Origin of the sequence: Enterobacter sp. RIT418 (assembly GCF_003057745.1) — a bacterium.
Lineage (GTDB): Bacteria > Pseudomonadota > Gammaproteobacteria > Enterobacterales > Enterobacteriaceae > Enterobacter.
Genome location: NZ_QBJD02000016.1, coordinates 1 through 22,760, shown reverse-complemented (window position 1 = coordinate 22,760; position 22,760 = coordinate 1). Strand labels below are relative to the sequence as shown.

Genomic DNA, 22,760 nt, shown 5'->3' with positions numbered 1-22,760 from the left:
TAACGATCAAGAGCGACACGGAGGGGGGAAAAGTTAAGTGCGAGGCTGCGGAGAAGTGGTTGATTTATCGCGGCGAGCCGAAGATGATCCCCGCATGAAAATTGAAACCGCAGTGCCTGAACAGTTTGAACGTCTCGTCGCTATCTGGGAATCCGCCGTCCGCGCGACTCACCATTTCCTGCAGGAAAGCGATATTGCGGCGCTGCGCCCGCTGCTGCTCAACGCCTATTTGCCCAACCTCAGGGTTGTAATCGCCCGCGATGGGGCGGGAAACATTCACGGCTTTTTAGGCGTGGATGAAAACCGGATTGAAATGCTGTTTGTTGATGACGCCAGCCGGGGAAAAGGCGTGGGGAAACTCCTGCTGAACTACGCGATTAATCAGTGCGGCGCGAACGAGGTGGACGTCAACGAGCAAAACCCGCAGGGCGTCGCGTTTTATCGCCATATGGGGTTTGTGCAGGTTGGGCGCTCCGAGCTGGACGGGCAGGGGAATGCGTTTCCGCTGTTGCATATGAAGCTCCGCGATTAGCGCTTAGCCTGCTTATCCCATTTTACTAAGCCAATGATATCTTTCTCACCTTCGGCTTCTTTCAGCAGGCGCTGTTTTTTTTCAAACTCAATGTATTCTGAGCATGCCTTTTCATCAGCCGCTTTCTTGCTGATTTTACCAGCCCCTTCTAAAACGTCCCGGTCGTTAAATTGCAGGAATTGATCGAGCTTGGTTTGCCAGTCTCGTAAAAATACCTGCTTGCGGCGTTTGGCCTGATCTTCGGCAAAATCCAACCACATAGTAACGACGCGATTAAGCTCGCTCACCTCATCCTGAGACAGATAATTTTTTGCTGTGGTGACATCGCTTTTGCGGACGTCTTCACCTTTATAGCTCGTCAGCCCCATATGCGGTTGGCTGGCATCCGCGCGCTGGTGAATCAACTCGGCAGCGGTGTAGCCCGTGCAGGCAAAATGCAGTTTATTCTGGATGGTCTGGAAGAAATGCGTGGTTTCTTTGAGCGATGGCTGATAGTCGGCAGCTAAGGCAAAAATCTCCCTCACGCGGAGATAGACCCGGCGTTCGCTGGCCCGTATATCGCGAATGCGTTCCAGCATTTCATCAAAATAGTCGGGAACGGGGGAAGATCCGACAGGCGGATTTTTTAGGCGTTCGTCGTCCATAACGAAGCCTTTAACCAGGTATTCCTGAAGCGTTTGGGTAGCCCACTGGCGGAACTGTGTGCCTCGCGCGGAGCGGACGCGATAGCCGATAGCGAGAATCACGGGCAAGCTATAGTGAAGTGTGTTGCGATTGACCTTGCGCTGACCTTCTTGCTGAACTTGTAAGTAAGCCTTACAAGTTGCTTTTTGTTCAAGCTCACCCTCTTCGTAAATGGCTTTAATATGCTGAGTAATGGCTTGAGGAGTGACCTGATAAAGAGTCGCTATTGCTGCTTGCGACAACCAGAGCGTTTCATGCTCAAAGCGACATGTGATGCGAACTGTTCCATCATCACTGGCAAACATAACAAATTCACCTGCCGGAGATTGGATTACATCTTTATCTGCCATGTCGCCTCCCTTTTTCGAGTGATTAACCTTACCAGCGTGTAGTATGCCAGAAACAGCCGCTAAGCCAGGTGGTTTGTATTTGATTTTGCGAGGCGCTTTCCAGGATGCTGAGTTTGGATCGCTGCAAGCGCGTCCTCTATCTCAATGAGTTTGGCTTTCGTCCGTTTGTAATCGTCCTGCAATCCCTGGCGGAAAGAATTTGGGCGTAGCTTTATGGAAACATTCGGGCAGGGATCCAAATTTTTTCCGGCAATATAAAGATTGATCTCAACTAATTAGCTGAATTATCAGAATTTATAAATATGGATATATTCCCCTAACGCAAATTATCTGCTTAGAATTCATGGGGAATTTCAAATGAAAAGGAGTTTTAGAAATGGCTATTCTAGGCAACATGTGGCTTTACGATGATGGTGGTGCATTGATCAAAGGGGGTTGCGATGTCCAGGACCGCGACTATAGTATCGAGTTTAAAGGCTTCCACCATAATCTGAGCATTCCTTCCGATAATATGACGGGTAAACCAACTGGCCCACGTCAGCACTCAGCAATGCTTATCACGAAAGAATTTGATCCCTCTTCCCCATATCTGTACAAAGCTGTTGCTACAGGTCAGCGGCTTGAAAAAGCCGAACTGAAATTCTACAAAATTAACGACGCTGGTCAGGAAGTCGAATATTTTAACATATTACTTGAAGGGACCCGTGTCGTGTCTGTTACTCCTACAATGGCATCCCCTGAAGACAAGAATAACAATCACCTTGAGACCGTGGAGTTACGCTACGAGCGCATCACGTGGAAACATAACGACGGTAACATCATATTTACTGACGCCTGGAACGAGCGGCAGACCGCTTAGGTTTTGTCAGTATATACTTACTAATGAGGGGAACTGATGGATACTACTGAAGAGTCTGGAGGGACGTATTACTACCATGGGCATGTGAACGTGAGTGCCGGTGAACTGTTCGATCTTATATTTATCGAACAGATGGCAGATGCGTTAGGGGTTACCACAGAGGCCGCTGTCACTGTGCTGATCGGCCAACCCTTTATTCCTGTATCTGGTAAACTTTCGGCAGCCACAAACACACCAGGAACAAGTATTGCATCAATTATTTCTAGAAGACTTTTAAAAGATGCTCGTTTCCCTTTCGGCTTAAAGCCATCTGCACCGATGGGAAAATTTTCAAAGTTGAAGATGGTGCCAACGACTAAGATAGCGACGTTTATAGGTCGCTGGATTCCCTTTATTGGCTATGCTCAACTAATCACTATCATGTATACGGTCAGCAAGCGTACGCGAGAGAAATATAATGTCATTGCCAGACCAAAAGACCGTATTCAATGGACATCCTTCTGATGAGAAACATTGAAGCTGAGGTTATCGGATACATTATGGAAAAGTATCCGATTAGAGAACGCTGGTTTAAGCCCGGTGTTAAACAGGTCACCAAGGAATGGACGCTACAGGATGATTTTAAGTTTCTTCCGGAAGATGCGCATGATTTTCTGGTAGATGTTTTTGAACGTTTCGGCGTGGATTATTCCACTTTTGACGGCAGGAACTACTTTGAGTACGAATATCCCTTCTGGCAAAAGAAACCGTCCCCAGAACCCGTGATAAAACCGCTGACAGTTGGGATGATCATCGAGTCTGTCAAAGCGGAGAAATGGCTATACGATTGAAAGGAAAAAGCGCCTTTTGAGGCGCTTTGTTCAGAGGATTGTATGGTAAGAGCGTCTATAAAGTTGATTTAAGCTTTAACAGCTGCTGATCGATTTGAGTCAGTCTCTCCTTTACCCGCTTGTTCTCGTCCAGGAGTCTTTGTTCGTTCTCGCTATGGGCCACCAGAACGATACACCCTTTCATCACTTTTACCGTAACCTGATGCCCGGTATCAAACCCCGCCGCACGTAGCCACTTTCCGGACAGGATGATTTTCGGTGTCGATTTGTCGAAAACATTCGGGCGGTATCCCACAATTAACGAACGCTCGGTTCCGGATTGGTCGGTGTCTGGGGTAGAATGCGTATCAGCCATAATCAACTCCTTGATAGTTGGTGAGGTTAGACGCTCCGGTTGTGTTCCCGCACATCGGGGCGTTGCAAAAACAGGAGGTTTAGGTGGCCTCCTATGTGTGTCAGAGTAGATGGATAGGTGGCCTCATGTCAATCATATCGCGCGAAAAAAAACCAAAAGGCGGTGGGCAGTCTCCCCAGTTTAAGATGCGTATTGATCCGGCATTGAAGGAGCAGTTGGATGCTGTGGCGGCTGAGGAAGGGGTTAGTCTCGCCAGCTGGTTGAAGGAACTGGCGAGGGAGGCGTTAAGGTCCAAAGGAATCCAACCTAATGGTTAGATTTTTTGTAATTTTATTCATCATTAAAACCTATTATATGGAACTCTGCTCCTGAGGATTTTATAGCGTTATCCGAACTAACTAATAATACATCTAACTGACGCTTGATATTACTATTTTGCGACTTTGTATAATAACTTTTTGTTGTATGAGGTTGTATTACTATTACCCTTGTTTTTATTTTATTAGGGTTGGAGTTCAATGATGAAAGTTGTAATATAAAATCTGAGGGCTTTATCATCTTATTCTCATGCCAACACATTTTATTTTGAGAGACAGAGGCTCTTTCTGTCAGATCCTGTATAAGGTTTTTACGGTTAGAATATCTCAAGTTTTTAACTGCTTGGCTTAGAACAATATCATGTGCACCCACGGATATTCTTCTACTTATACTACTGCTATTAGCTGCTTTGATATGAATAAGAGATATTATCGTCTTATCATTATGATCATCAATATGAATAAAATCTGCTTTCTCACCCGCTCCATCATCGCAGTAGAGCCATCCCGTAGGTTTCTCAGTTGTATTAAAGTTATCTGAAGAATCCCAACGGCTATTCCACCTATTTTTTATCCAACAGAAAAGAGAGTTTTGCGATCCAATTTTTGTTAGATCAAGTTTATCTGATACAAGTGGTTTCTCTTTACATACATCAAATTTCTCAAAGTCTGCCCAAATGAATCCATTATATGTAACATCTTTATAATCAGTTTTAAATATCCAAGAGTTCACTACTGCGTGACCTGACTCATACCAACACTTTATTAATTCTGGATATCTAAATATTTTCGCATAATTGTTAAGAATGTCTTTTTTTTGTGAAACTGGCTGTTGGTTATTAATTTCGAAACTAATCTCGTAATCTTTTATTACTGGTCTTACACTAATCTCTCCACAATGAACATTTTCATAAAAAACTTTTAGAGAAAAAGCAGAGTTCATTATTGGCGAAATCTCTATTCTATATTTAGTAGCAATCTTTCTGAGTAAATCTACCTTTGTGGAACTCATTTCATAAGGGACGAAATCTGGATCGATTACAGAAAAATCATATGCGTCTTGGACATTATTAAGATCGTTAATAGGGCTGGCAAGAATGCTAATTGGAGTAGTGTTGTTTTGCTTGTTAGAATTCAACATATCTAGTATTTCGATAACATTTTTTTCAAACGTATCCCAGTCTTTACATGGGCCTTTCCAGACGGACGATTTGAAAGGATTTAATCCTATGGTTTTATTATTATTCCCAATCTCAGTTCTTACAGCAGACATCATGTATGATTGATCCTCTAAAGGATCTAATGATTCAGCTACACTATTCCCTCCTAAAACTTTTGAATCAGCCTTAAAAGTTGTTTTCCCATGTATACCCAGAAGCCAGAGCATCTTTATATTGTCTTCATTTATAAATAAATGATTTAAATGCGATATTTCTACTGGATACAAGTTTGATAATGGTGCACTTTTGAAATTTTCTCTTATTAGATCTTTCATTCCCTTTTCTGAGAAGTAAAATGCTACATAGCTTCCGAGAGTAAAAGTAAGCGCTATATGATTCTCTATATCATGTATATCGTTTCTTTTAGTCCAACTAGGGATTTTATTTATCGAGTAGGGAGAAATTAATACATTAGCCTCATTTATTGTTTCAGATGTGGCTGGATATTGCTTTATTTCTCCTTCGTTATAGATTTTGGTATCGATAACTTGCATTACTGACGTGTGCAAGTATTTTGCTGTATAATTTGACTTATTAAATCCAATTAAAATAGAAAAAAAAGGTGAAAGGTGTTCCTTTTGAACATCGTTCATAACTGTCTCATTAAATGATGGGTAATCGAGAGGAGATAATTATATTAATAGTAGAATATATGTAGTGATGTTTGTCACAAAGATAGGATATATGAAAAATATATCGAGAATATAAATTTTTGGCGGAAGATCACAGGAGTCGAACCTGCCCGGGAACGCTGGCGTCCCCAACTGGATTTGAAGTCCAGCCACCTCACCGGAGATGACGATCTTCCGCGCCTCGATTGCTACATGGAGGCGGGGCGCATTATAGCTACTTTCAGGCATTTACCACATACCCCGACACGCTTTTTTCACGTCTCTTTTGACCTTAACCCACCTGTTTCGGTTAATTCCTAAGAAAATCCTCAGGTTAGCTTTTGATGCCTGCCCACCTTTACCGCGATCACAAAAAACAAGAAACGTAATTTAATAACCATAAAACGCAATACCCGCTCGTGAAACAATGGTTTAAAAACACAGTCACCGGTCTCAGCGCCTCCTACAGCGTGAAGGATATATAAAATATGAGCGAAGTACTGTCCGTTAAAGAGAAGATTGGCTATGGCATGGGCGATGCCGCCAGCCACATCATTTTTGATAACGTCATGTTGTACATGATGTTTTTCTACACCGATATTTTCGGTATTCCCGCCGGGTTCGTGGGCACTATGTTCCTGCTGGCGCGCGCGCTGGATGCGATCTCCGACCCGTGCATGGGCCTGATTGCCGACCGCACCCGCAGCCGCTGGGGCAAGTTCCGCCCGTGGATTCTGTTCGGCGCCATTCCGTTTGGCATCGTCTGCGTGCTGGCATATACCACGCCGGACCTCAGCCATAACGGCAAGCTGATTTACGCCGCCGTAACCTACACCCTGCTGACCCTGCTCTACACCGTGGTCAATATCCCTTACTGCGCGCTGGGCGGCGTTATCACCAACGACCCGACGCAGCGCATCTCCCTTCAGTCCTGGCGCTTCGTACTGGCGACGGCGGGCGGCATGCTCTCGACGGTGCTGATGATGCCGCTGGTCAAGCTAATTGGCGGGGAAGACAAAGCCTTTGGCTTCCAGGGCGGCATCGCCGTGCTGTCGGTCATCGCGTTCCTGATGCTGGCGTTCTGCTTCTTCACCACCAAAGAGCGCATCCAGGTGCCGCCTGCCACCACCTCCATGCGCGAAGACCTGCGCGACATCTGGCAAAACGACCAGTGGCGCATCGTCGGCGTGCTCACCATCCTCAACATCCTCGCCGTCTGCGTGCGCGGCGGCGCGATGATGTACTACTGCACCTGGATTATGGGCTCGCCGGAAGTGTTCGTCGCGTTCCTCACCACCTACTGCGTCGGCAACCTGATCGGCTCCGCGCTGGCGAAACCGCTCACCGACTGGAAGTGCAAGGTGAGCATCTTCTGGTGGACCAACGCCGCGCTGGCGGTGGTGAGCGTCGCGATGTTCTTCGTGCCGATGCATGCCACCGTGGTGATGTTCGCCTTCATCTTCGTGATTGGCGTGCTGCACCAGCTGGTGACGCCCATCCAGTGGGTAATGATGTCCGATACCGTCGACTACGGCGAATGGACCAACGGCAAACGCCTCACCGGCATCAGCTTCGCGGGCACGCTGTTCGTGCTGAAGCTCGGCCTGGCGCTGGGCGGCGCGATGATCGGCTGGATGCTGGCGGGCGGCGGCTACGACGCCGCGGCTAAAACCCAGAACAGCGCCACCATCAGCATCATTGTCGGCCTGTTTACCCTGGCCCCGGCGGTCTGCTACGCGCTGAGCGCCATCATCGCCAAGCGCTACTACACGCTGAAAACGCCGTTCCTGGTGAAGATCATGCGCGAGCTGGCGCAGGGCGCGCGCCGCAACCAGCAGGAATTTGCCCCGCTGCCGGGCAGCAAAGAATTACGGAACTAAGAGGACGAAGGTATGAAAATCAGTGACGGAAACTGGCTCATTCAACCGGGCCTGAACGTGACGTATCCGGTTCAGGTGTTCGACGTGGAGCAGCAAGGCAATGACCTGGTGGTGTACGTGGCGCCGCGTGACGTGCGCGAACGCACCTGGCAGCTCGACACGCTCATGTTCACGGTGCGCCTGTTTGCCCCGCAGGAGGGGATTGTCGGGGTGCGTATCGAGCACTTCCAGGGCGCGCTGAACAACGGCCCGCACTACCCGCTGAACGTGTTGAAAGACGTCAAGGTCGAGATTGAAAACAACGCGGAATTTGCCGAGCTGAAAAGCGGAAGCGTCAGCGTGCGCGTGACCAAAGGCGAGTTCTGGGCGCTGGACTTCCTGCGCAACGGCCAGCGCATCACCGGCAGCCAGCTGAAAAACAACGGCTACGTGCAGGACGGCAACAGCGATCGCAACTATATGTTCGAGCGCCTCGATTTGGGCGTGGGGGAAACGGTCTACGGCCTGGGCGAGCGCTTCACCGCCCTGGTGCGCAACGGCCAGACGGTCGAAACGTGGAACCGCGACGGCGGCACCAGCACCGAGCAGTCCTACAAAAATATCCCGTTCTACCTGACCAACCGCGGCTACGGCGTGCTGGTGAATCATCCGGAAAACGTCTCGTTTGAAGTCGGCTCCGAGAAGGTCTCCAAAGTGCAGTTCAGCGTGGAGGGCGAGTACCTCGAGTATTTCGTGATCGACGGCCCGACGCCGAAAGAGGTGCTCAACCGCTATACGCAGTTTACCGGCCGTCCGGCGCTGCCGCCCGCGTGGTCGTTCGGCCTGTGGCTGACCACCTCGTTCACAACTAACTACGACGAAGCGACGGTGAACAGCTTTATCGACGGCATGGCCGAGCGCGACCTGCCGCTGCACGTCTTCCACTTCGACTGCTTCTGGATGAAGGCCTTCCAGTGGTGCGACTTCGAGTGGGACCCGGTGACCTTCCCGGATCCGGAGGGGATGATCCGCCGCCTGAAGGAGAAAGGGCTGAAGGTCTGCGTGTGGATCAACCCGTACATCGGCCAGAAGTCGCCGATATTCAAGGAACTGAAGGAGAAGGGCTACCTGCTCAAGCGCCCGGACGGTTCCCTGTGGCAGTGGGACAAATGGCAGCCTGGGCTGGCGATTTACGATTTCACCAACCCGGACGCGTGCAGGTGGTACGCCGATAAGCTCAAGGGTCTGGTGGACATCGGCGTGGACTGCTTCAAAACCGACTTCGGCGAGCGTATCCCGACCGACGTTCAGTGGTTCGACGGCTCCGATCCGCAGAAAATGCATAACCATTACGCCTACATCTACAACGAACTGGTGTGGAACGTGCTGAAAGAGACGGTGGGCGAAGAAGAAGCCGTGCTGTTTGCCCGCTCCGCCTCCGTCGGCGCGCAGCAGTTCCCGGTGCACTGGGGCGGCGACTGCTACGCCAACTACGAATCGATGGCGGAAAGCCTGCGCGGCGGGCTGTCGATCGGCCTGTCGGGCTTTGGCTTCTGGAGCCACGACATCGGCGGGTTCGAGAACACCGCTCCGGCGCACGTCTACAAGCGCTGGTGCGCGTTTGGGCTGCTCTCCAGCCACAGCCGCCTGCACGGCAGCAAATCCTACCGCGTGCCGTGGGCGTACGACGACGAGTCCTGCGACGTGGTGCGCCACTTCACCCAGCTTAAGTGCCGGATGATGCCGTACCTGTATCGCCAGGCGGCGCTGGCCCGCGAGTGCGGGACGCCGATGCTGCGCGCGATGATGCTGGAGTTCCCGGACGATCCGGCGTGTGACTACCTCGACCGACAGTACATGCTCGGGGATGCGGTGATGGTCGCGCCGGTGTTCTCCGAGGCGGGCGACGTGCAGTTCTACCTGCCGGAAGGCCGCTGGACGCACCTGTGGCACAACGACGAGATCCAGGGCAGCCGCTGGCACAGGCAGCAGCATGATTTCCAGAGCCTGCCGGTCTACGTGCGAGACAACACCCTGCTGGCGCTGGGCAACAATAACCAGAAGCCGGACTATGCGTGGCACGAGGGCACGGCGTTCCAGCTGTTTACCCTTCACGACGGCGCGACGGCGGTCAGCGAAGTGCCTGCGGCCGACGGCTCCGTCATCTTTACCCTGACGGCTACCCGCCGCGGCGATACGGTGACGATCAGGGGCGAGGGCGACGCGCGAAGCTGGTCGGTTTGCTTACGTAACGTGCAGAAGATTGCGGGCGTGCAGGGCGGCTCGCAGGCGGGCAGCGAATGGGGCGTGGTCGTGAACGCTGAGGGCAGCGAGGTGGTTGTTCAGCTTTAACGCCCTACACGCGCTCCCTCTCTCGTTAGCGGGAGGGAGCGCGGTGCGCATTAATGCCAGCAGAAGTGATGCACAACCTGGGTTATCAGCTCGCGCGTTGGCTTGATGAACCGGGTTTCCAGATATTCATCCGGCTGGTGGGCCTGGTTAATCGAACCCGGGCCAAGCACCAGCGTCGGACACAGGGTCTGGATGAATGGCGCTTCGGTGCAGTAGTTCACCACGTCGGTTTTCTCCCCAAGCAGTTTTTCCACCACCTCAACCAGCTGGTGATCCGGCGGGCATTCGTAGCCCGGGATCGGCGGATGCAGTTCGGATACGGTTAAACGCCCCGGCCAGCGCTCGCTCACCGGCGCAAGCGCCTCGTTCAGCAGGCCGTCAAGATCGCTCAGCGTCATGCCCGGCAGCGGGCGAATGTCCATATGCAGCTCGCAGCAGGCGCAGATGCGGTTGGACGCATCGCCGCCGTGCAGGCTGCCGAGGTTCAGCGTCGGATACGGCACGGTGAACGCCTCGTAGTGATAGCGCTCTTTCAGGCCGTCGCGCAGCTGCATGATGCGGCCAATGGCGTCGTGCATCAGCTCGATGGCGTTGACGCCGCGCGCCGGATCGCTGGAGTGGCCGGACTGGCCCAGCACGCGCACCGCCGTGGAAATGTGGCCTTTGTGGGCGCGGATCGGCTGCAGCGAGGTTGGCTCACCGATAATGGCGCAGTCCGGGCGAATCGCCGTGTTTTCCGAGAAATAGCGCGCGCCCGCCATGCTGGTCTCTTCATCGGCGGTCGCCAGAATGTAGAGCGGCTTTTTCAGCTTCGTCACGTCCACGTCACGCAGCGCGTCGAGGATAAAGGCGAAGAAGCCTTTCATGTCCGCGGTGCCCAGGCCGTAGAGCTTGTTGTCGTGCTCGGTCAGGGTGAACGGATCGCGCGTCCAGCGGCCATCGTCAAACGGCACGGTGTCGGTATGGCCAGCCAGCAGCAGGCCGCCCGCGCCGCTTCCGGTGCTGGCCAGCAGGTTGAATTTATGGCGCGTTCCGGGAACGGGCTGAACCTCAACGTTAAACCCAAGATCGCTAAACCAGCCCGCCAGCAGAGTGATTAAAGACTCATTACTTTGATCCAGCGATTCTTCGGTTGCGCTGATGGAGGGTGTGGCAATCAGGGCGCGGTAGATCTCGATAAATGGCGGTAAATTCATTTTCATTGTTGACACACCTTAGGTCGTGATAGTATCAATATTCATGCAATAAATGTGAATAAAAATACACTAACGTTGAGCATAAAGGAACCCGATGTTGAATACGCTGATTGTAGGCGCTAGCGGTTATGCGGGCGCAGAGCTTGTAAGCTACGTGAATCGCCACCCACATATGACCATAACCGCTTTGACCGTGTCAGCGCAAAGCAATGATGCCGGAAAGTTAATTTCCGATTTGCATCCGCAGCTCAAGGGGATTGTCGATCTGCCTTTGCAGCCGATGTCCGACATCAGCGAGTTTGCCGGCGGCGTCGACGTGGTGTTTTTAGCCACCGCGCATGAAGTGAGCCACGACCTGGCGCCGCAGTTTTTGGCCGCTGGCTGCGTGGTGTTCGACCTCTCCGGCGCGTTCCGCGTTAACGACGGTGCGTTCTACGAAAAATATTATGGTTTCACCCATCAGCACCCGGATCTGCTTGAACAGGCGGTCTACGGGCTGGCGGAGTGGAGCACCGATAAACTGAAAGAAGCGAACCTGATTGCCGTGCCGGGATGCTACCCGACGGCGGCGCAGCTTTCCCTGAAGCCGCTGATCGACGCGGGCCTGTTGGATCTGAGCCAGTGGCCGGTGATCAACGCCACGAGCGGCGTCAGCGGCGCGGGGCGTAAGGCCGCGATCGCTAACAGCTTCTGCGAAGTCAGCCTTCAGCCGTACGGCGTGTTCAACCACCGCCATCATCCTGAAATCACCACTCATCTTGGCGCGGACGTGATCTTTACGCCGCACCTGGGCAGCTTCCCGCGCGGCATCCTCGAAACCATCACCTGCCGCCTGAAGCCGGGTGTGACCAGGGAGCAGGTCAGCGAGGCGTTTGCGCAGGCGTACGCGGACAAACCGCTGGTGCGTCTGTATGACAAAGGCGTTCCCGCGCTCAAAAACGTGGTTGGCCTGCCGTTCTGCGACATCGGCTTTGCCGTGCAGAACGAGCATCTGATCGTGGTCGCCGCGGAAGATAATTTACTCAAAGGCGCTGCCGCGCAGGCGATGCAGTGTGCAAACATTCGTTTCGGCTTCCCTGAAACGCAGGCTCTTATTTAAGGTGTGATGATGAACCCATTAATTATCAAACTCGGTGGCGTACTGCTGGACAGCGAAGAAGCGCTGGAGCGTCTTTTTACCGCGCTGGTGAACTACCGCGAATCACATCAGCGCCCGCTGGTGATTGTTCACGGTGGCGGCTGCGTGGTGGATGAGCTGATGAAAGGGCTCAACCTGCCGGTGACCAAGAAAAACGGCCTGCGCGTCACGCCTGCCGACCAGATTGACATCATTACTGGTGCGCTGGCGGGAACGGCGAACAAGACGCTGCTGGCGTGGGCGAAGAAACACCACATCGCGTCCGTGGGCCTCTATCTGGGCGACGGGGACAGCGTAAAAGTGACCCAGCTCGACGAAGCGCTCGGCCACGTTGGACTGGCCCAGCCGGGTTCGCCTACGCTGATTAACACCCTGCTGAACGGCGGTTTCCTGCCGGTAGTCAGCTCTATTGGCGTAACCGACGCGGGCGAGCTGATGAACGTCAACGCTGACCAGGCGGCCACCGCGCTGGCGGCAACGCTGGGCGCAGACCTGATCCTGCTTTCCGACGTGAGCGGCATTCTGGACGGTAAAGGCCAGCGCATCGCGGAGATGACCGCCGCGAAAGCCGAGCAGCTGATCGACCAGGGGATTATCACCGACGGGATGATCGTCAAGGTGAACGCGGCGCTGGACGCGGCGCGCGCGCTCGGCCGCCCGGTGGATATTGCCTCCTGGCGTCACGCGGAGCAGCTCCCGGCGCTGTTTAACGGCACGCCGATCGGCACGCGTATTTTAGCGTAAGTATTTTACTGAATGACCGTAGGCCGGGTAAGCGTAGCGCCACCCGGCGGAACTAACGAATTAAGGAAGCATGTTATGGCACTTTGGGGTGGGCGTTTTACACAGGCAGCGGATCATCGGTTCAAACAGTTCAACGACTCGTTGCGCTTCGACTACCGCCTGGCCGAACAGGATATCGTCGGCTCTGTGGCCTGGTCTAAAGCGCTGGTCACCGTTGGCGTACTGACCGCAGACGAACAGCTGCAGCTGGAAGAGGCGCTGAACAACCTGCTGGAAGAGGTGCGCCTGGACCCGCAGCAAATCCTGCAGAGCGATGCCGAAGATATTCACAGCTGGGTGGAAGGCAAACTGATCGATAAAGTCGGCCCGCTGGGGAAAAAGCTCCACACCGGCCGCAGCCGTAACGACCAGGTGGCGACCGATCTCAAGCTGTGGTGTAAAGAGACCGTGGGCGAACTGCTGGCGGCTAACCGTCAGCTGCAGAGCGCGCTGGTGGAGACCGCGCAGAACAACCAGGACGCGGTGATGCCGGGATATACCCACCTGCAGCGCGCGCAGCCGGTGACCTTTGCCCACTGGTGCCTGGCCTACGTTGAAATGCTGGCGCGCGATGAAAGCCGCCTGCAGGATACGCTGAAGCGTCTGGACGTCAGCCCGCTGGGCAGCGGCGCGCTGGCCGGTACGGCGTATGAAATCGACCGCGAGCAGCTGGCCGGCTGGCTGGGCTTTGCGTCCGCCACCCGCAACAGCCTGGACAGCGTCTCTGACCGTGACCACGTGCTGGAGCTGCTCTCGAATGCCTCAATCGGCATGGTTCACCTGTCGCGCTTTGCCGAAGACCTGATCTTCTTCAACTCCGGTGAAGCCGGGTTTGTGGAGCTGTCTGACCGCGTGACGTCCGGCTCGTCCCTGATGCCGCAGAAGAAAAACCCGGACGCGCTGGAGCTGATCCGCGGCAAGTGTGGCCGCGTGCAGGGCGCGCTGACCGGCATGATGATGACCCTGAAAGGGCTGCCGCTGGCGTACAACAAAGATATGCAGGAAGACAAGGAAGGGCTGTTCGACGCGCTCGACACCTGGCTGGACTGTCTGCATATGGGCGCGCTGGTGCTGGACGGCATTCAGGTGAAGCGCCCGCGCTGCCAGGAAGCGGCGCAGCAGGGCTATGCCAACTCCACCGAGCTGGCGGATTATCTGGTCGCGAAAGGCGTACCGTTCCGCGAAGCGCACCATATTGTGGGTGAAGCGGTGGTGGAAGCCATTCGTCAGGGGAAACCGCTGGAAGACCTGGCGCTTGCTGACCTGCAGAAGTTCAGCGCGGTGATTGGGGATGATGTGTATCCGATACTGGCGCTGCAGTCGTGCCTGGATAAGCGCGCGGCGAAAGGCGGCGTGTCGCCGAAGCAGGTTGCGCAGGCGATTGCGGATGCGAAAAAGCGGTTGGTTTGACAATATTGCGGTCTGATGCCCTCACCCCAACCCCTCTCCCACCGGGAGAGGGGCTCGATCGGTTCCCTCTCCCTTAGGGAGAGGGCTAGGGTGAGGGGAGAAAACAAAGCCTGGCGTTAAGCCGGGCTTTTTTTACGCAAAAAAAAGCGGACCACGGGGTCCGCAAAAGTTCACGTTGGCTTTAGTTGTTCGAGTTTTGAGAGAAACTCGCTGACGGTGCGGGGTCGTTTTGGGTCAAACACGTGCCGCCTCGTCTATGTGGTGTATTATTCAACAGAATGCTTGATAGGGATAATCGTTCGTTGCTATGCTATCTATCGCCATGAACTATCGTGGCGACGGAGGATGAATAATGAATATTCGTGATCTTGAATACCTGGTAGCGTTAGCCGAGCACCGTCATTTTCGCCGCGCGGCAGATTCCTGCCACGTCAGCCAGCCCACGCTAAGCGGCCAGATCCGCAAGCTGGAAGATGAGCTGGGCGTGATGCTGCTGGAGCGCACCAGTCGTAAGGTTCTGTTCACCCAGGCCGGTCTTCTGCTGGTGGATCAGGCGCGCACCGTGCTGCGCGAGGTCAAAGTGCTCAAGGAAATGGCAAGCCAGCAGGGGGAAGCGATGTCCGGCCCGCTGCATATTGGCCTGATCCCTACCGTTGGCCCGTACCTGCTGCCGCAGATTATCCCCATGCTGCACCAGACCTTCCCGAAACTCGAAATGTACCTGCATGAAGCGCAAACCCATCAGCTGCTGGCCCAGCTCGATAGCGGCAAGCTCGACTGCGCCATTCTGGCGCTGGTCAAAGAGAGTGAAGCCTTTATTGAAGTGCCGCTGTTCGACGAGCCGATGATGCTGGCGATCTATGAAGATCACCCGTGGGCAAACCGCGATCGCGTGCCGATGGCCGATCTGGCCGGTGAAAAGCTGCTGATGCTGGAAGATGGGCACTGCCTTCGCGATCAGGCAATGGGCTTCTGCTTTGAGGCGGGTGCGGATGAAGATACCCACTTCCGCGCAACCAGCCTGGAAACGCTGCGCAACATGGTAGCGGCGGGAAGCGGCATTACGCTACTGCCCGCGCTGGCCGTGCCGAACGAGCGCAAGCGCGATGGGGTGGTCTATCTGCCGTGCATCAAGCCTGAACCGCGCCGCACCATTGGCCTGGTTTATCGTCCGGGATCACCGCTGCGCAGCCGCTATGAGCAGCTGGCTGAGGCCATCCGAAGTTCGATGGATGGCCATTTCGACAGCGCGTTAAAACAGGCGGTTTAACCCGTTGAGCGCCGCTACCCGATAGGCTTCCGCCATGGTTGGGTAGTTAAAGGTGGTGTTAACGAAGTACTCGATGGTGTTGCCACCGCCTTTTTGCTCCATGATTGCCTGGCCGATATGAATGATTTCCGCGGCGCGTTCACCAAAGCAGTGAATACCGAGGATCTCTTTCGTCTCGCGATGGAACAAAATCTTCAGCGTTCCCACGCTCATTCCCACGATTTGCGCCCGCGCCAGGTGTTTAAACTGCGCGCGACCGACCTCGTAAGGCACCTTCATGGCCGTCAGCTGCTGCTCGGTTTTACCCACGGAGCTGATTTCCGGAATGGTGTAGATGCCCGTCGGGATGTCTTCGATGAGGTGCGCCGTCGCTTCGCCTTTCACCAGCGCCTGCGCGGCAATGCGCCCCTGGTCGTAAGCGGCTGACGCCAGGCTTGGGTAGCCAATCACGTCGCCCACCGCATAGACGTGCGGCAGCGCGGTCTGGTACATGCTGTTGACCTTCAGCTGGCCGCGGCTGTCGGTTTCAAGCCCAAGATTTTCCAGCTGCAGGGAATCGGTGTTGCCGGTGCGGCCGTTGGCGTAGAGCAGGCAGTCCGCTTTCAGCTTCTTACCGGACTTCAGGTGCATGATCACGCCGTCGTCGCAGCCTTCGATCTTCTCGTATTCTTCGTTGTGGCGGATGACCACGCCGCTGTTCCAGAAGTGGTAGGAGAGGGAATCCGACATCTCCTGATCGAGGAACGCCAGCAGGCGATCGCGGGTGTTGATCAGATCGACCTTGACCTCCATTCCCCGGAAGATCGACGCATATTCGCAGCCGATCACCCCTGCGCCGTAGATAATGACGTGGCGCGGCTCGTGGTGCAGGCTAAGGATCGAATCGCTGTCGTAGATGCGCGGGTGCGTAAAGTCGACGTCCGCCGGATGGTAAGGGCGCGAACCGCAGGCGATGACGAATTTTTCTGCCGTTAAGGTTTCAACGGTGCCGTCATGGCACTCCAGCGCCAGCGTGTGCTCGTCCACGAAATGGGCGTTCCCCTGCAGAATTTCGCAGTGGTTACGCTCGTAGAAACCCTGGCGCATCCGCGTTTGCTGGTTAATCACGGTGTCTGCGTGGTTCAGGATATCGGCAAAGGAGGAGCGAAGAAGTCGGGAATGGTCGCTGTAAAGGGGGTTCTGGTTAAATTCAATAATGCGGCTAACGGCGTGGCGGAGGGCTTTGGACGGGATGGTGCCCCAGTGGGTGCAACCGCCGCCAACGTTATGGTAGCGCTCAATGACCGCTACTCTGGCTCCCTGTTTCACCAGTCCCATAGCAGCGCCTTCGCCGCCGGGGCCGGAACCAATAACTATTGCGTCGTAATCGTAGGAATGTGGCATGGCAAGGCTTACCTATTCTTATACATAAAAGCAACAGAATCATAACATCATTGCCTGAGTAACCCAATTATCGTTGTGCTTTTTTCCGCCAGTGGAGCACAAACCGCGCGTAAACAATCATTCACAAAGCTGAGCAAACAGATTAATTTTATTCTCTGGTATAGTGCCAGCAGGCCTTTGGAAGGATTCAACTATCGTGATGGGCGTAAGAGCACAACAAAAAGAGAAAACCCGGCGTTCGCTGGTGGAAGCGGCATTCAGTCAACTGAGCGCTGAGCGAAGTTTTGCCAGCTTAAGCCTGCGCGAAGTCGCACGCGAGGCCGGGATTGCGCCAACGTCCTTCTATCGTCATTTTCGTGATGTGGACGAGCTGGGCCTGACCATGGTCGACGAGAGCGGGCTAATGCTGCGCCAGCTGATGCGCCAGGCGCGTCAGCGTATCGCGAAAGGCGGCAGCGTGATCCGCACCTCCGTATCAACGTTTATGGAATTTATCGGCAATAACCCTAACGCGTTCCGCCTGCTGCTGCGCGAGCGTTCGGGAACGTCGTCCGCGTTTCGTGCGGCGGTCGCACGCGAAATTCAGCACTTTATTGCGGAACTTGCCGACTATCTTGAACTCGAAAACCACATGCCGCGTGCGTTTACCGAAGCGCAGGCCGAGGCCATGGTGACGATTGTCTTTAGTGCCGGCGCCGAGGCGCTGGACGTGGGCATTGAACAGCGTAAGCAACTCGAAGAGCGGCTGGTACTGCAGCTGAGGATGATTTCCAAGGGTGCGTATTACTGGTATCGCCGTGAACAAGAGAAGTTGGCACATCAAACCGTTGAGTGAAGGTGAGTAATGAAACAGTCAGGTCAGGATAGAGGAACGTTGTTGCTGGCATTGATCGCTGGCTTATCCATTAATGGCACGTTTGCAGCGATTTTTAGCTCAATCGTCCCTTTCTCGATTTTCCCGCTTATTTCGCTGGTGCTGACGGTCTATTGCCTGCATCAGCGCTATCTCAACCGCACCATGCCGGTGGGGTTGCCGGGTCTGGCCGCCGCCTGCTTTATTCTGGGCGTGCTGCTGTTTAGCACCGTGGTGCGCGCGGAATACCCGGATCTCGGCTCTAACTTCCTGCCAGCGCTGCTGTCGGTGGTGTTGGTGTTCTGGATTGGCTCGCGCATGCGCAGCCGCAAGGACAGGCAGCCGGAGTAAGAGGGTTATGACGTTGCAGGCCGGATAAGCGAGGCGTCATCCGGCATTTATCGGCAGGTGGCGCTTCGCTTACCTGCCCGACGTAAAGCAGGTTACTTTGCCGTTAGCAGCACGCCGCACTCCATATGGTGCGTATACGGGAACTGATCGAACAGCGCCAGACGTTCAACGTTGTGCGTCTGGCTTAGTGTTTCGAGATTCTTGCACAGCGTCTCCGGGTTGCAGGAGATGTACAAAATACGCGGGTACGCCTGCACCATCTTCTCGGTTTCGCTGTCCAGCCCGCTGCGCGGCGGATCGACAAAAATCGTCTCACACCGGTAGCTCTTCAAATCAATCCCCTGCAGGCGGTTAAATTCACGCACGCCGTTCATTGCCTGGGTAAACTCTTCTGCCGCCATGCGGATAATCTGCACGTTATCAATATGGTTCGCCGCGATGTTGTACTGCGCGGCGGCGACGGACGGCTTCGCGATTTCGGTTGCCAGCACGCGATCGAAGTTACGCGCCAGCGCCAGCGAGAAGTTGCCGTTGCCGCAGTACAGCTCCAGCAAATCGCCCGTTGATCCTTCCGTGGCGTTCAACGCCCATTCAAGCATCTGCACGTTCATCGCGGCGTTTGGCTGGGTGAAGCTGTTCTCCACCTGGCGATAGATCATCTCTTTACCCGCCACCGGCAGACGCTCGTCGACGTAATCCTGATCGAGCATGATTTTGGTTTTTGTCGCGCGGCCAATCAGATGAACGTTGATGTTCTGCGCCCGCAGCGCGTCGCGCAGGGCTTCTGCCTGCTCGCGCCATTCGTCGTTCAGCGCCTTATGATAAAGAAGGGTGACGATAGCCTGATTGCTTTGCGTGGTCAGGTAGTCGATTTGGAAAAGCTTGTGGCGCAGCGCGGGATTGTTGCGCACGCCTTCGATCATCAGCGTCATGAGCTGGTTAATGAGCTCGCTCGCCGCCGGGAAGCTGTTCACGCGGATGCGGGATTTGGTCTGCTGATCGAAAATGATGTGGTACAGGTCATCACCGTCGTGCCAGATGCGGAATTCGGCGCGCATGCGGTAGTGGCTGACCGGAGAACGAAACACCTCGGGAACGGGCGCGTTGAAAGGCGTCATCATACTTTGCAGGCGGACAACTTTCTCTGCCAGCTGTGCGTCGTACTGTTCTGTCGGGAGGTGTTCGGGGGTCATGATACGTCCTGAGTGATAAAGAATTACGCGGGGATTGTAGGGATTGTGCAGGGGATGTCCAGATTTAATGGCTCATGGCTGTCTGGACATCTATCCGTATCTAATTGTAGCATTCTGTTTCCGGTCTCCTGAGAGTGAAAAGGGAATCCAGTGCAAATCTGGAGCTGACGCGCAGCGGTAAAGACTGGCGGGATATGCATTGTAGACACTGTGAAAATGGGAAGTCTTATATCCGTAATCGCCACCTAGCCCGAAGACCTGCCGGGATCACGTCGCAATTGGTTTCATCATCGCGTGCTATGGATGAGGCCTGCGGCATCCTTCTTATATTGTGGATGCTTTAACAATGATTAAAAAAGTATCGCTGTGTACGGCGCTGTCCGTCACGGCATTTTCGGGCTGGGCGCAGGATAGCGCCGACTCGCTGGTGGTGACTGCAAACCGTTTTGAACAACCTGTAAATACCATTCTCGCGCCAACGTCCGTGGTGACGCGTGAGGATATCGATCGCTGGCAATCGACAACGCTCGTGGACGTCATGCGTCGCCTGCCCGGCGTTGATACGGCGCAAAACGGCGGGATGGGGCAGCTCTCCTCCCTCTTTATTCGCGGAACCAACTCCAGCCATGTGCTTATCCTGGTCGACGGTATCCGTCTGAACCAGGCCGGCGTGACCGGTTCGTCTGACCTGAGCCAGTTCCCGATCGCCCTGGTGCAGCGCATTGAATACATTCGCGGGCCGCGCTCCGCCGTTTACGGTTCGGATGCGATTGGCGGCGTTGTCAATATTATCACCACGCGCGCAAAGGACGGCACGACGCTGAATGCGGGCGTAGGATCGCATGGCTATCAGAACTACGGCGGCAGCACCCAGCAAACGCTTGGCGACAGCACGCGCGTGACGCTGGCCGGTGATTACACCTACACGAAAGGTTTTGACGTGGTTGCTGACGGCAACAACGGCGGTCTTGCCCAGCCCGATCGCGACGGCTTTATGAATAAAACGATCTACGGCGCGCTGGAACATGCTTTCTCAGACCAGTGGAGCGGTTTTGTTCGCGGCTATGGCTACAGCAACCGTACCGCCTACGACGGCTACTACAGCTCGTTTACGCCTGACGTGCTGGTCGACACCCGCCAGCTGTATAGCCAGACCTGGGACGCCGGGCTGCGCTTCAACAAAGACATCTTCCATTCACAGCTGCTCTCCAGCTATGGCCACAGCAAAGACTACAACTATGATCCGCATCTGGGCCGTTATAATTCGACCGCCACGCTGGATGAAATCAAGCAGTACAACCTTCAGTGGACGAACTCCGTGGATGTTGGGCATGGCAACGTTGGGGCCGGCGTTGACTGGCAGAAGCAAAGCACGGAGCCGAATACCAGCTATGTCTCAAACGGCTACGACATCCGTAATACCGGCGTTTACCTGACCGCGCTGCAAAAGTTTGGTGATTTCACCCTGGAAGGGGCGGCTCGCAGCGACGATAACTCTCAGTTTGGTCGCCATGGGACGTGGCAGAGCAGCGCCGCCTGGGAATTCATTGAGGGATATCGCTTTATTGCCTCTTACGGTACGGCCTATAAAGCGCCGAATCTGGGGCAGCTTTACGGCTTCTATGGCAACGACCATCTTGATCCTGAAGAGAGTAAGCAGTGGGAGGGCGCGTTTGAAGGCCTGACGGCTGGCGTGAGCTGGCGCGTATCGGGTTATCGCAATGACGTTGATAACCTGATCGACTTCAACAATAACCTTCAGGAGTATTACAACGTCGGCAAAGCGCGTATTAAAGGTATAGAAGCAACGGCGTCGTTTGATACCGGTCCGCTGACGCACACCGTCGGCTACGATTATGTGGATGCGCGCAATGCGGCAACCAACGCGCTTCTGGACCGCCGTGCTAAGCAGCAGGTGAAGTATCAGCTTGATACGCAGATTTATGATTTTGACTGGAGCCTGACCTATCACTACCTGGGCACGCGTTACGACACGGACTTCAACACCTATCAAAAGGTTAAAATGGGCGGCGTAAGCCTGTGGGATGCTGCCGTTTCATATCCTGTCACCTCACATCTCACAGTTCGTGGTAAAATAGCCAACCTGTTCGATAAAGATTACGAGACAGTTTATGGCTACCAAACTGCAGGACGGGAATACACCTTGTCTGGCAGCTACACCTTCTGATCCGCGTCCCACCGTGCTGGTGTTTGATTCCGGCGTCGGTGGGCTTTCAGTCTATGATGAGATTCGGCGTCTTCTGCCGGATCTCCATTATATCTACGCCTTCGATAACGTCGCTTTCCCTTATGGAGAGAAGAGCGAAGAGTTTATTGTTGAGCGCGTGGTAGAAATCGTCACCGCTGTACAGCAGCGCTATCCCCTCGCGCTGGCAGTGATTGCCTGCAACACGGCGAGCACGGTTTCCCTTCCTGCCCTGCGCGAAAAATTCCAGTTTCCTGTCGTGGGCGTGGTGCCTGCCATCAAGCCCGCGGCTCGCCTCACGGCGAACGGCATTGTCGGCCTGCTGGCAACGCGCGGTACGGTTAAACGCCCTTATACGCGTGAGCTTATCGACCGTTTCGCCAACGAATGCCAGATTGCGATGCTGGGTTCGGCTGAGCTGGTGCAAATGGCGGAAGCGAAGCTGCATGGCGAAACGGTATCGCTCGACGAGCTGCGCCGTATTCTTCGCCCGTGGCTGAAAATGCCCGAGCCGCCGGATACGGTCGTGCTGGGCTGCACGCACTTCCCGCTACTGCAGGAAGAACTGCTAGAAGTGCTGCCGGAAGGAACGCGGCTGGTGGATTCCGGGGCGGCCATTGCGCGTCGTACGGCCTGGCTGCTTGAGCATGAAGCGTCTGATGCAAAATCATCAGATGCCAATATCGCTTTTTGCATGGCGCGCACACCCGAAACTGAGCAACTTTTACCCGTTTTGCACCGTTACGGCTTTGAAACGCTCGAAAAACTGGCGTTGTAATGCCCTTTTGAGCAAAAAAGAGACGGTTGAACGTTTTTTTTTAAAGAGGGGTTGTCAACGTCTGAGAACTCCCTATAATGCGCCTCCACTGACACGGAACAACGGCTTACAGGCCGCCGGGTTAGCGGGGTTCAGCGATGAACGCCAGCGGAGAAAAGCAAAAATAAATGCTTGACTCTGAATGAGGAAAACGTATTATACGGGACCTCGCAACGGTGAGCGAAAGCCGC

The 22,760-nt window shown here is 54.4% G+C and carries 21 protein-coding genes, 1 tRNA gene and 1 riboswitch; of the genes, 15 read left to right on the top strand and 7 right to left on the bottom strand.

What is annotated here, in order from left to right:
- Positions 1-94 precede the first annotated feature (94 nt).
- On the top strand, positions 95-532 hold the full coding sequence (locus tag DBY73_RS17430; protein ID WP_112012329.1) for a GNAT family N-acetyltransferase: 438 nt from the start codon (positions 95-97) through the stop codon (positions 530-532).
- On the opposite strand, the gene rhuM is transcribed toward DBY73_RS17430, so the two are convergent.
- Entirely contained in the window at positions 529-1,566 is a 1,038-nt protein-coding gene (rhuM, locus tag DBY73_RS17425) for a RhuM family protein (protein ID WP_112012328.1), read from the bottom strand. The genes DBY73_RS17430 and rhuM overlap by 4 nt on opposite strands.
- Positions 1,567-1,942: 376 nt before the next feature.
- Between rhuM and tssD the strand changes: the two genes are divergently transcribed.
- Genes tssD through DBY73_RS17405 form a run of 3 tightly spaced genes read left to right on the top strand, consistent with a single transcriptional unit; the run spans position 1,943 to position 3,255 of the window.
- Positions 1,943-2,425, top strand: a complete 483-nt coding sequence (tssD, locus tag DBY73_RS17415) for a type VI secretion system tube protein TssD (RefSeq protein WP_112012326.1) — start codon at positions 1,943-1,945, stop codon at positions 2,423-2,425.
- 36 nt (positions 2,426-2,461) lie between these two features.
- Positions 2,462-2,929, top strand: a complete 468-nt coding sequence (locus DBY73_RS17410) for an STM2901 family protein (protein WP_112012325.1) — start codon at positions 2,462-2,464, stop codon at positions 2,927-2,929.
- A complete protein-coding gene (locus DBY73_RS17405; RefSeq protein WP_112012324.1) occupies positions 2,929-3,255 on the top strand; it encodes a DUF1493 family protein in 327 nt (108 codons plus the stop codon). The genes DBY73_RS17410 and DBY73_RS17405 overlap by 1 nt, the downstream gene beginning before the upstream one ends.
- A gap of 55 nt (positions 3,256-3,310) precedes the next feature.
- Here the strand turns inward: DBY73_RS17405 and DBY73_RS17400 are convergent, their stop codons facing one another.
- A complete protein-coding gene (locus DBY73_RS17400) occupies positions 3,311-3,610 on the bottom strand; it encodes a SymE family type I addiction module toxin (protein ID WP_112012323.1) in 300 nt (99 codons plus the stop codon).
- Between the two features lie 125 nt (positions 3,611-3,735).
- Between DBY73_RS17400 and DBY73_RS17395 the strand changes: the two genes are divergently transcribed.
- Entirely contained in the window at positions 3,736-3,927 is a 192-nt protein-coding gene (locus tag DBY73_RS17395) for a toxin-antitoxin system HicB family antitoxin (RefSeq protein ID WP_112012406.1), read from the top strand.
- Between the two features lie 13 nt (positions 3,928-3,940).
- Here the strand turns inward: DBY73_RS17395 and DBY73_RS17390 are convergent, their stop codons facing one another.
- Together DBY73_RS17390 and DBY73_RS17385 are read right to left on the bottom strand one after the other, a co-directional pair.
- Positions 3,941-5,740, bottom strand: coding sequence for a hypothetical protein (locus DBY73_RS17390; protein ID WP_112012322.1), 1,800 nt, complete (start codon positions 5,738-5,740; stop codon positions 3,941-3,943).
- A gap of 120 nt (positions 5,741-5,860) precedes the next feature.
- Positions 5,861-5,955 (bottom strand) — tRNA-Sec (locus DBY73_RS17385).
- Positions 5,956-6,246: 291 nt separating this feature from the next.
- Here DBY73_RS17385 and DBY73_RS17380 point away from each other — a divergent pair.
- Both DBY73_RS17380 and yicI read left to right on the top strand, forming a co-directional pair.
- The gene (locus DBY73_RS17380) at positions 6,247-7,638 is read left to right on the top strand and encodes a glycoside-pentoside-hexuronide family transporter (protein WP_112012321.1); all 1,392 of its coding nucleotides are present in this window, start codon (positions 6,247-6,249) and stop codon (positions 7,636-7,638) included.
- Positions 7,639-7,650: 12 nt separating this feature from the next.
- Positions 7,651-9,969 (top strand): alpha-xylosidase, encoded by a 2,319-nt coding sequence (yicI, locus tag DBY73_RS17375; RefSeq protein WP_112012320.1) that lies wholly within the window; start codon positions 7,651-7,653, stop codon positions 9,967-9,969.
- A gap of 50 nt (positions 9,970-10,019) precedes the next feature.
- Here the strand turns inward: yicI and argE are convergent, their stop codons facing one another.
- Positions 10,020-11,171, bottom strand: a complete 1,152-nt coding sequence (argE, locus tag DBY73_RS17370) for an acetylornithine deacetylase (protein WP_112012319.1) — start codon at positions 11,169-11,171, stop codon at positions 10,020-10,022.
- An 88-nt stretch (positions 11,172-11,259) separates the two neighbouring features.
- Between argE and argC the strand changes: the two genes are divergently transcribed.
- The 4 genes from argC (at position 11,260) to oxyR (ending at position 15,766) form a co-directional block, all read left to right on the top strand.
- Positions 11,260-12,264, top strand: coding sequence for an N-acetyl-gamma-glutamyl-phosphate reductase (gene argC, locus DBY73_RS17365; protein WP_112012318.1), 1,005 nt, complete (start codon positions 11,260-11,262; stop codon positions 12,262-12,264).
- Between the two features lie 6 nt (positions 12,265-12,270).
- Positions 12,271-13,047: an acetylglutamate kinase gene (argB, locus tag DBY73_RS17360; RefSeq protein ID WP_112012317.1), complete on the top strand. Its 777-nt coding sequence runs from the start codon at positions 12,271-12,273 to the stop codon at positions 13,045-13,047.
- 75 nt (positions 13,048-13,122) lie between these two features.
- Positions 13,123-14,496, top strand: a complete 1,374-nt coding sequence (gene argH, locus DBY73_RS17355; RefSeq protein ID WP_112012316.1) for an argininosuccinate lyase — start codon at positions 13,123-13,125, stop codon at positions 14,494-14,496.
- A gap of 352 nt (positions 14,497-14,848) precedes the next feature.
- Positions 14,849-15,766 carry a DNA-binding transcriptional regulator OxyR gene (gene oxyR / locus DBY73_RS17350; protein WP_112012315.1) on the top strand — a complete coding sequence of 306 codons (918 nt, stop codon included), beginning with the start codon at positions 14,849-14,851 and terminating at the stop codon, positions 15,764-15,766.
- Here the strand turns inward: oxyR and sthA are convergent.
- Complete coding sequence (sthA, locus tag DBY73_RS17345; RefSeq protein ID WP_112012314.1) at positions 15,749-17,149, bottom strand: Si-specific NAD(P)(+) transhydrogenase; 1,401 nt, start codon at positions 17,147-17,149, stop codon at positions 15,749-15,751. The genes oxyR and sthA overlap by 18 nt on opposite strands.
- A gap of 196 nt (positions 17,150-17,345) precedes the next feature.
- Between sthA and fabR the strand changes: the two genes are divergently transcribed.
- Both fabR and DBY73_RS17335 read left to right on the top strand, forming a co-directional pair.
- Complete coding sequence (fabR, locus tag DBY73_RS17340) at positions 17,346-17,984, top strand: HTH-type transcriptional repressor FabR (protein WP_112012313.1); 639 nt, start codon at positions 17,346-17,348, stop codon at positions 17,982-17,984.
- A 9-nt stretch (positions 17,985-17,993) separates the two neighbouring features.
- Positions 17,994-18,353 carry a YijD family membrane protein gene (locus tag DBY73_RS17335; protein ID WP_112012312.1) on the top strand — a complete coding sequence of 120 codons (360 nt, stop codon included), beginning with the start codon at positions 17,994-17,996 and terminating at the stop codon, positions 18,351-18,353.
- Between the two features lie 92 nt (positions 18,354-18,445).
- On the opposite strand, the gene trmA is transcribed toward DBY73_RS17335, so the two are convergent.
- Positions 18,446-19,546: a tRNA (uridine(54)-C5)-methyltransferase TrmA gene (gene trmA / locus DBY73_RS17330; RefSeq protein WP_112012311.1), complete on the bottom strand. Its 1,101-nt coding sequence runs from the start codon at positions 19,544-19,546 to the stop codon at positions 18,446-18,448.
- Positions 19,547-19,650: 104 nt separating this feature from the next.
- A riboswitch (cobalamin riboswitch) is annotated at positions 19,651-19,827 on the top strand.
- Positions 19,828-19,892: 65 nt separating this feature from the next.
- Here trmA and btuB point away from each other — a divergent pair.
- The gene (gene btuB / locus DBY73_RS17325; protein ID WP_112012310.1) at positions 19,893-21,734 is read left to right on the top strand and encodes a TonB-dependent vitamin B12 receptor BtuB; all 1,842 of its coding nucleotides are present in this window, start codon (positions 19,893-19,895) and stop codon (positions 21,732-21,734) included.
- A complete protein-coding gene (murI, locus tag DBY73_RS17320) occupies positions 21,679-22,530 on the top strand; it encodes a glutamate racemase (protein WP_112012309.1) in 852 nt (283 codons plus the stop codon). Before btuB ends, murI begins: the two co-directional genes overlap by 56 nt.
- The last annotated feature ends 230 nt before the right edge of the window (positions 22,531-22,760 follow it).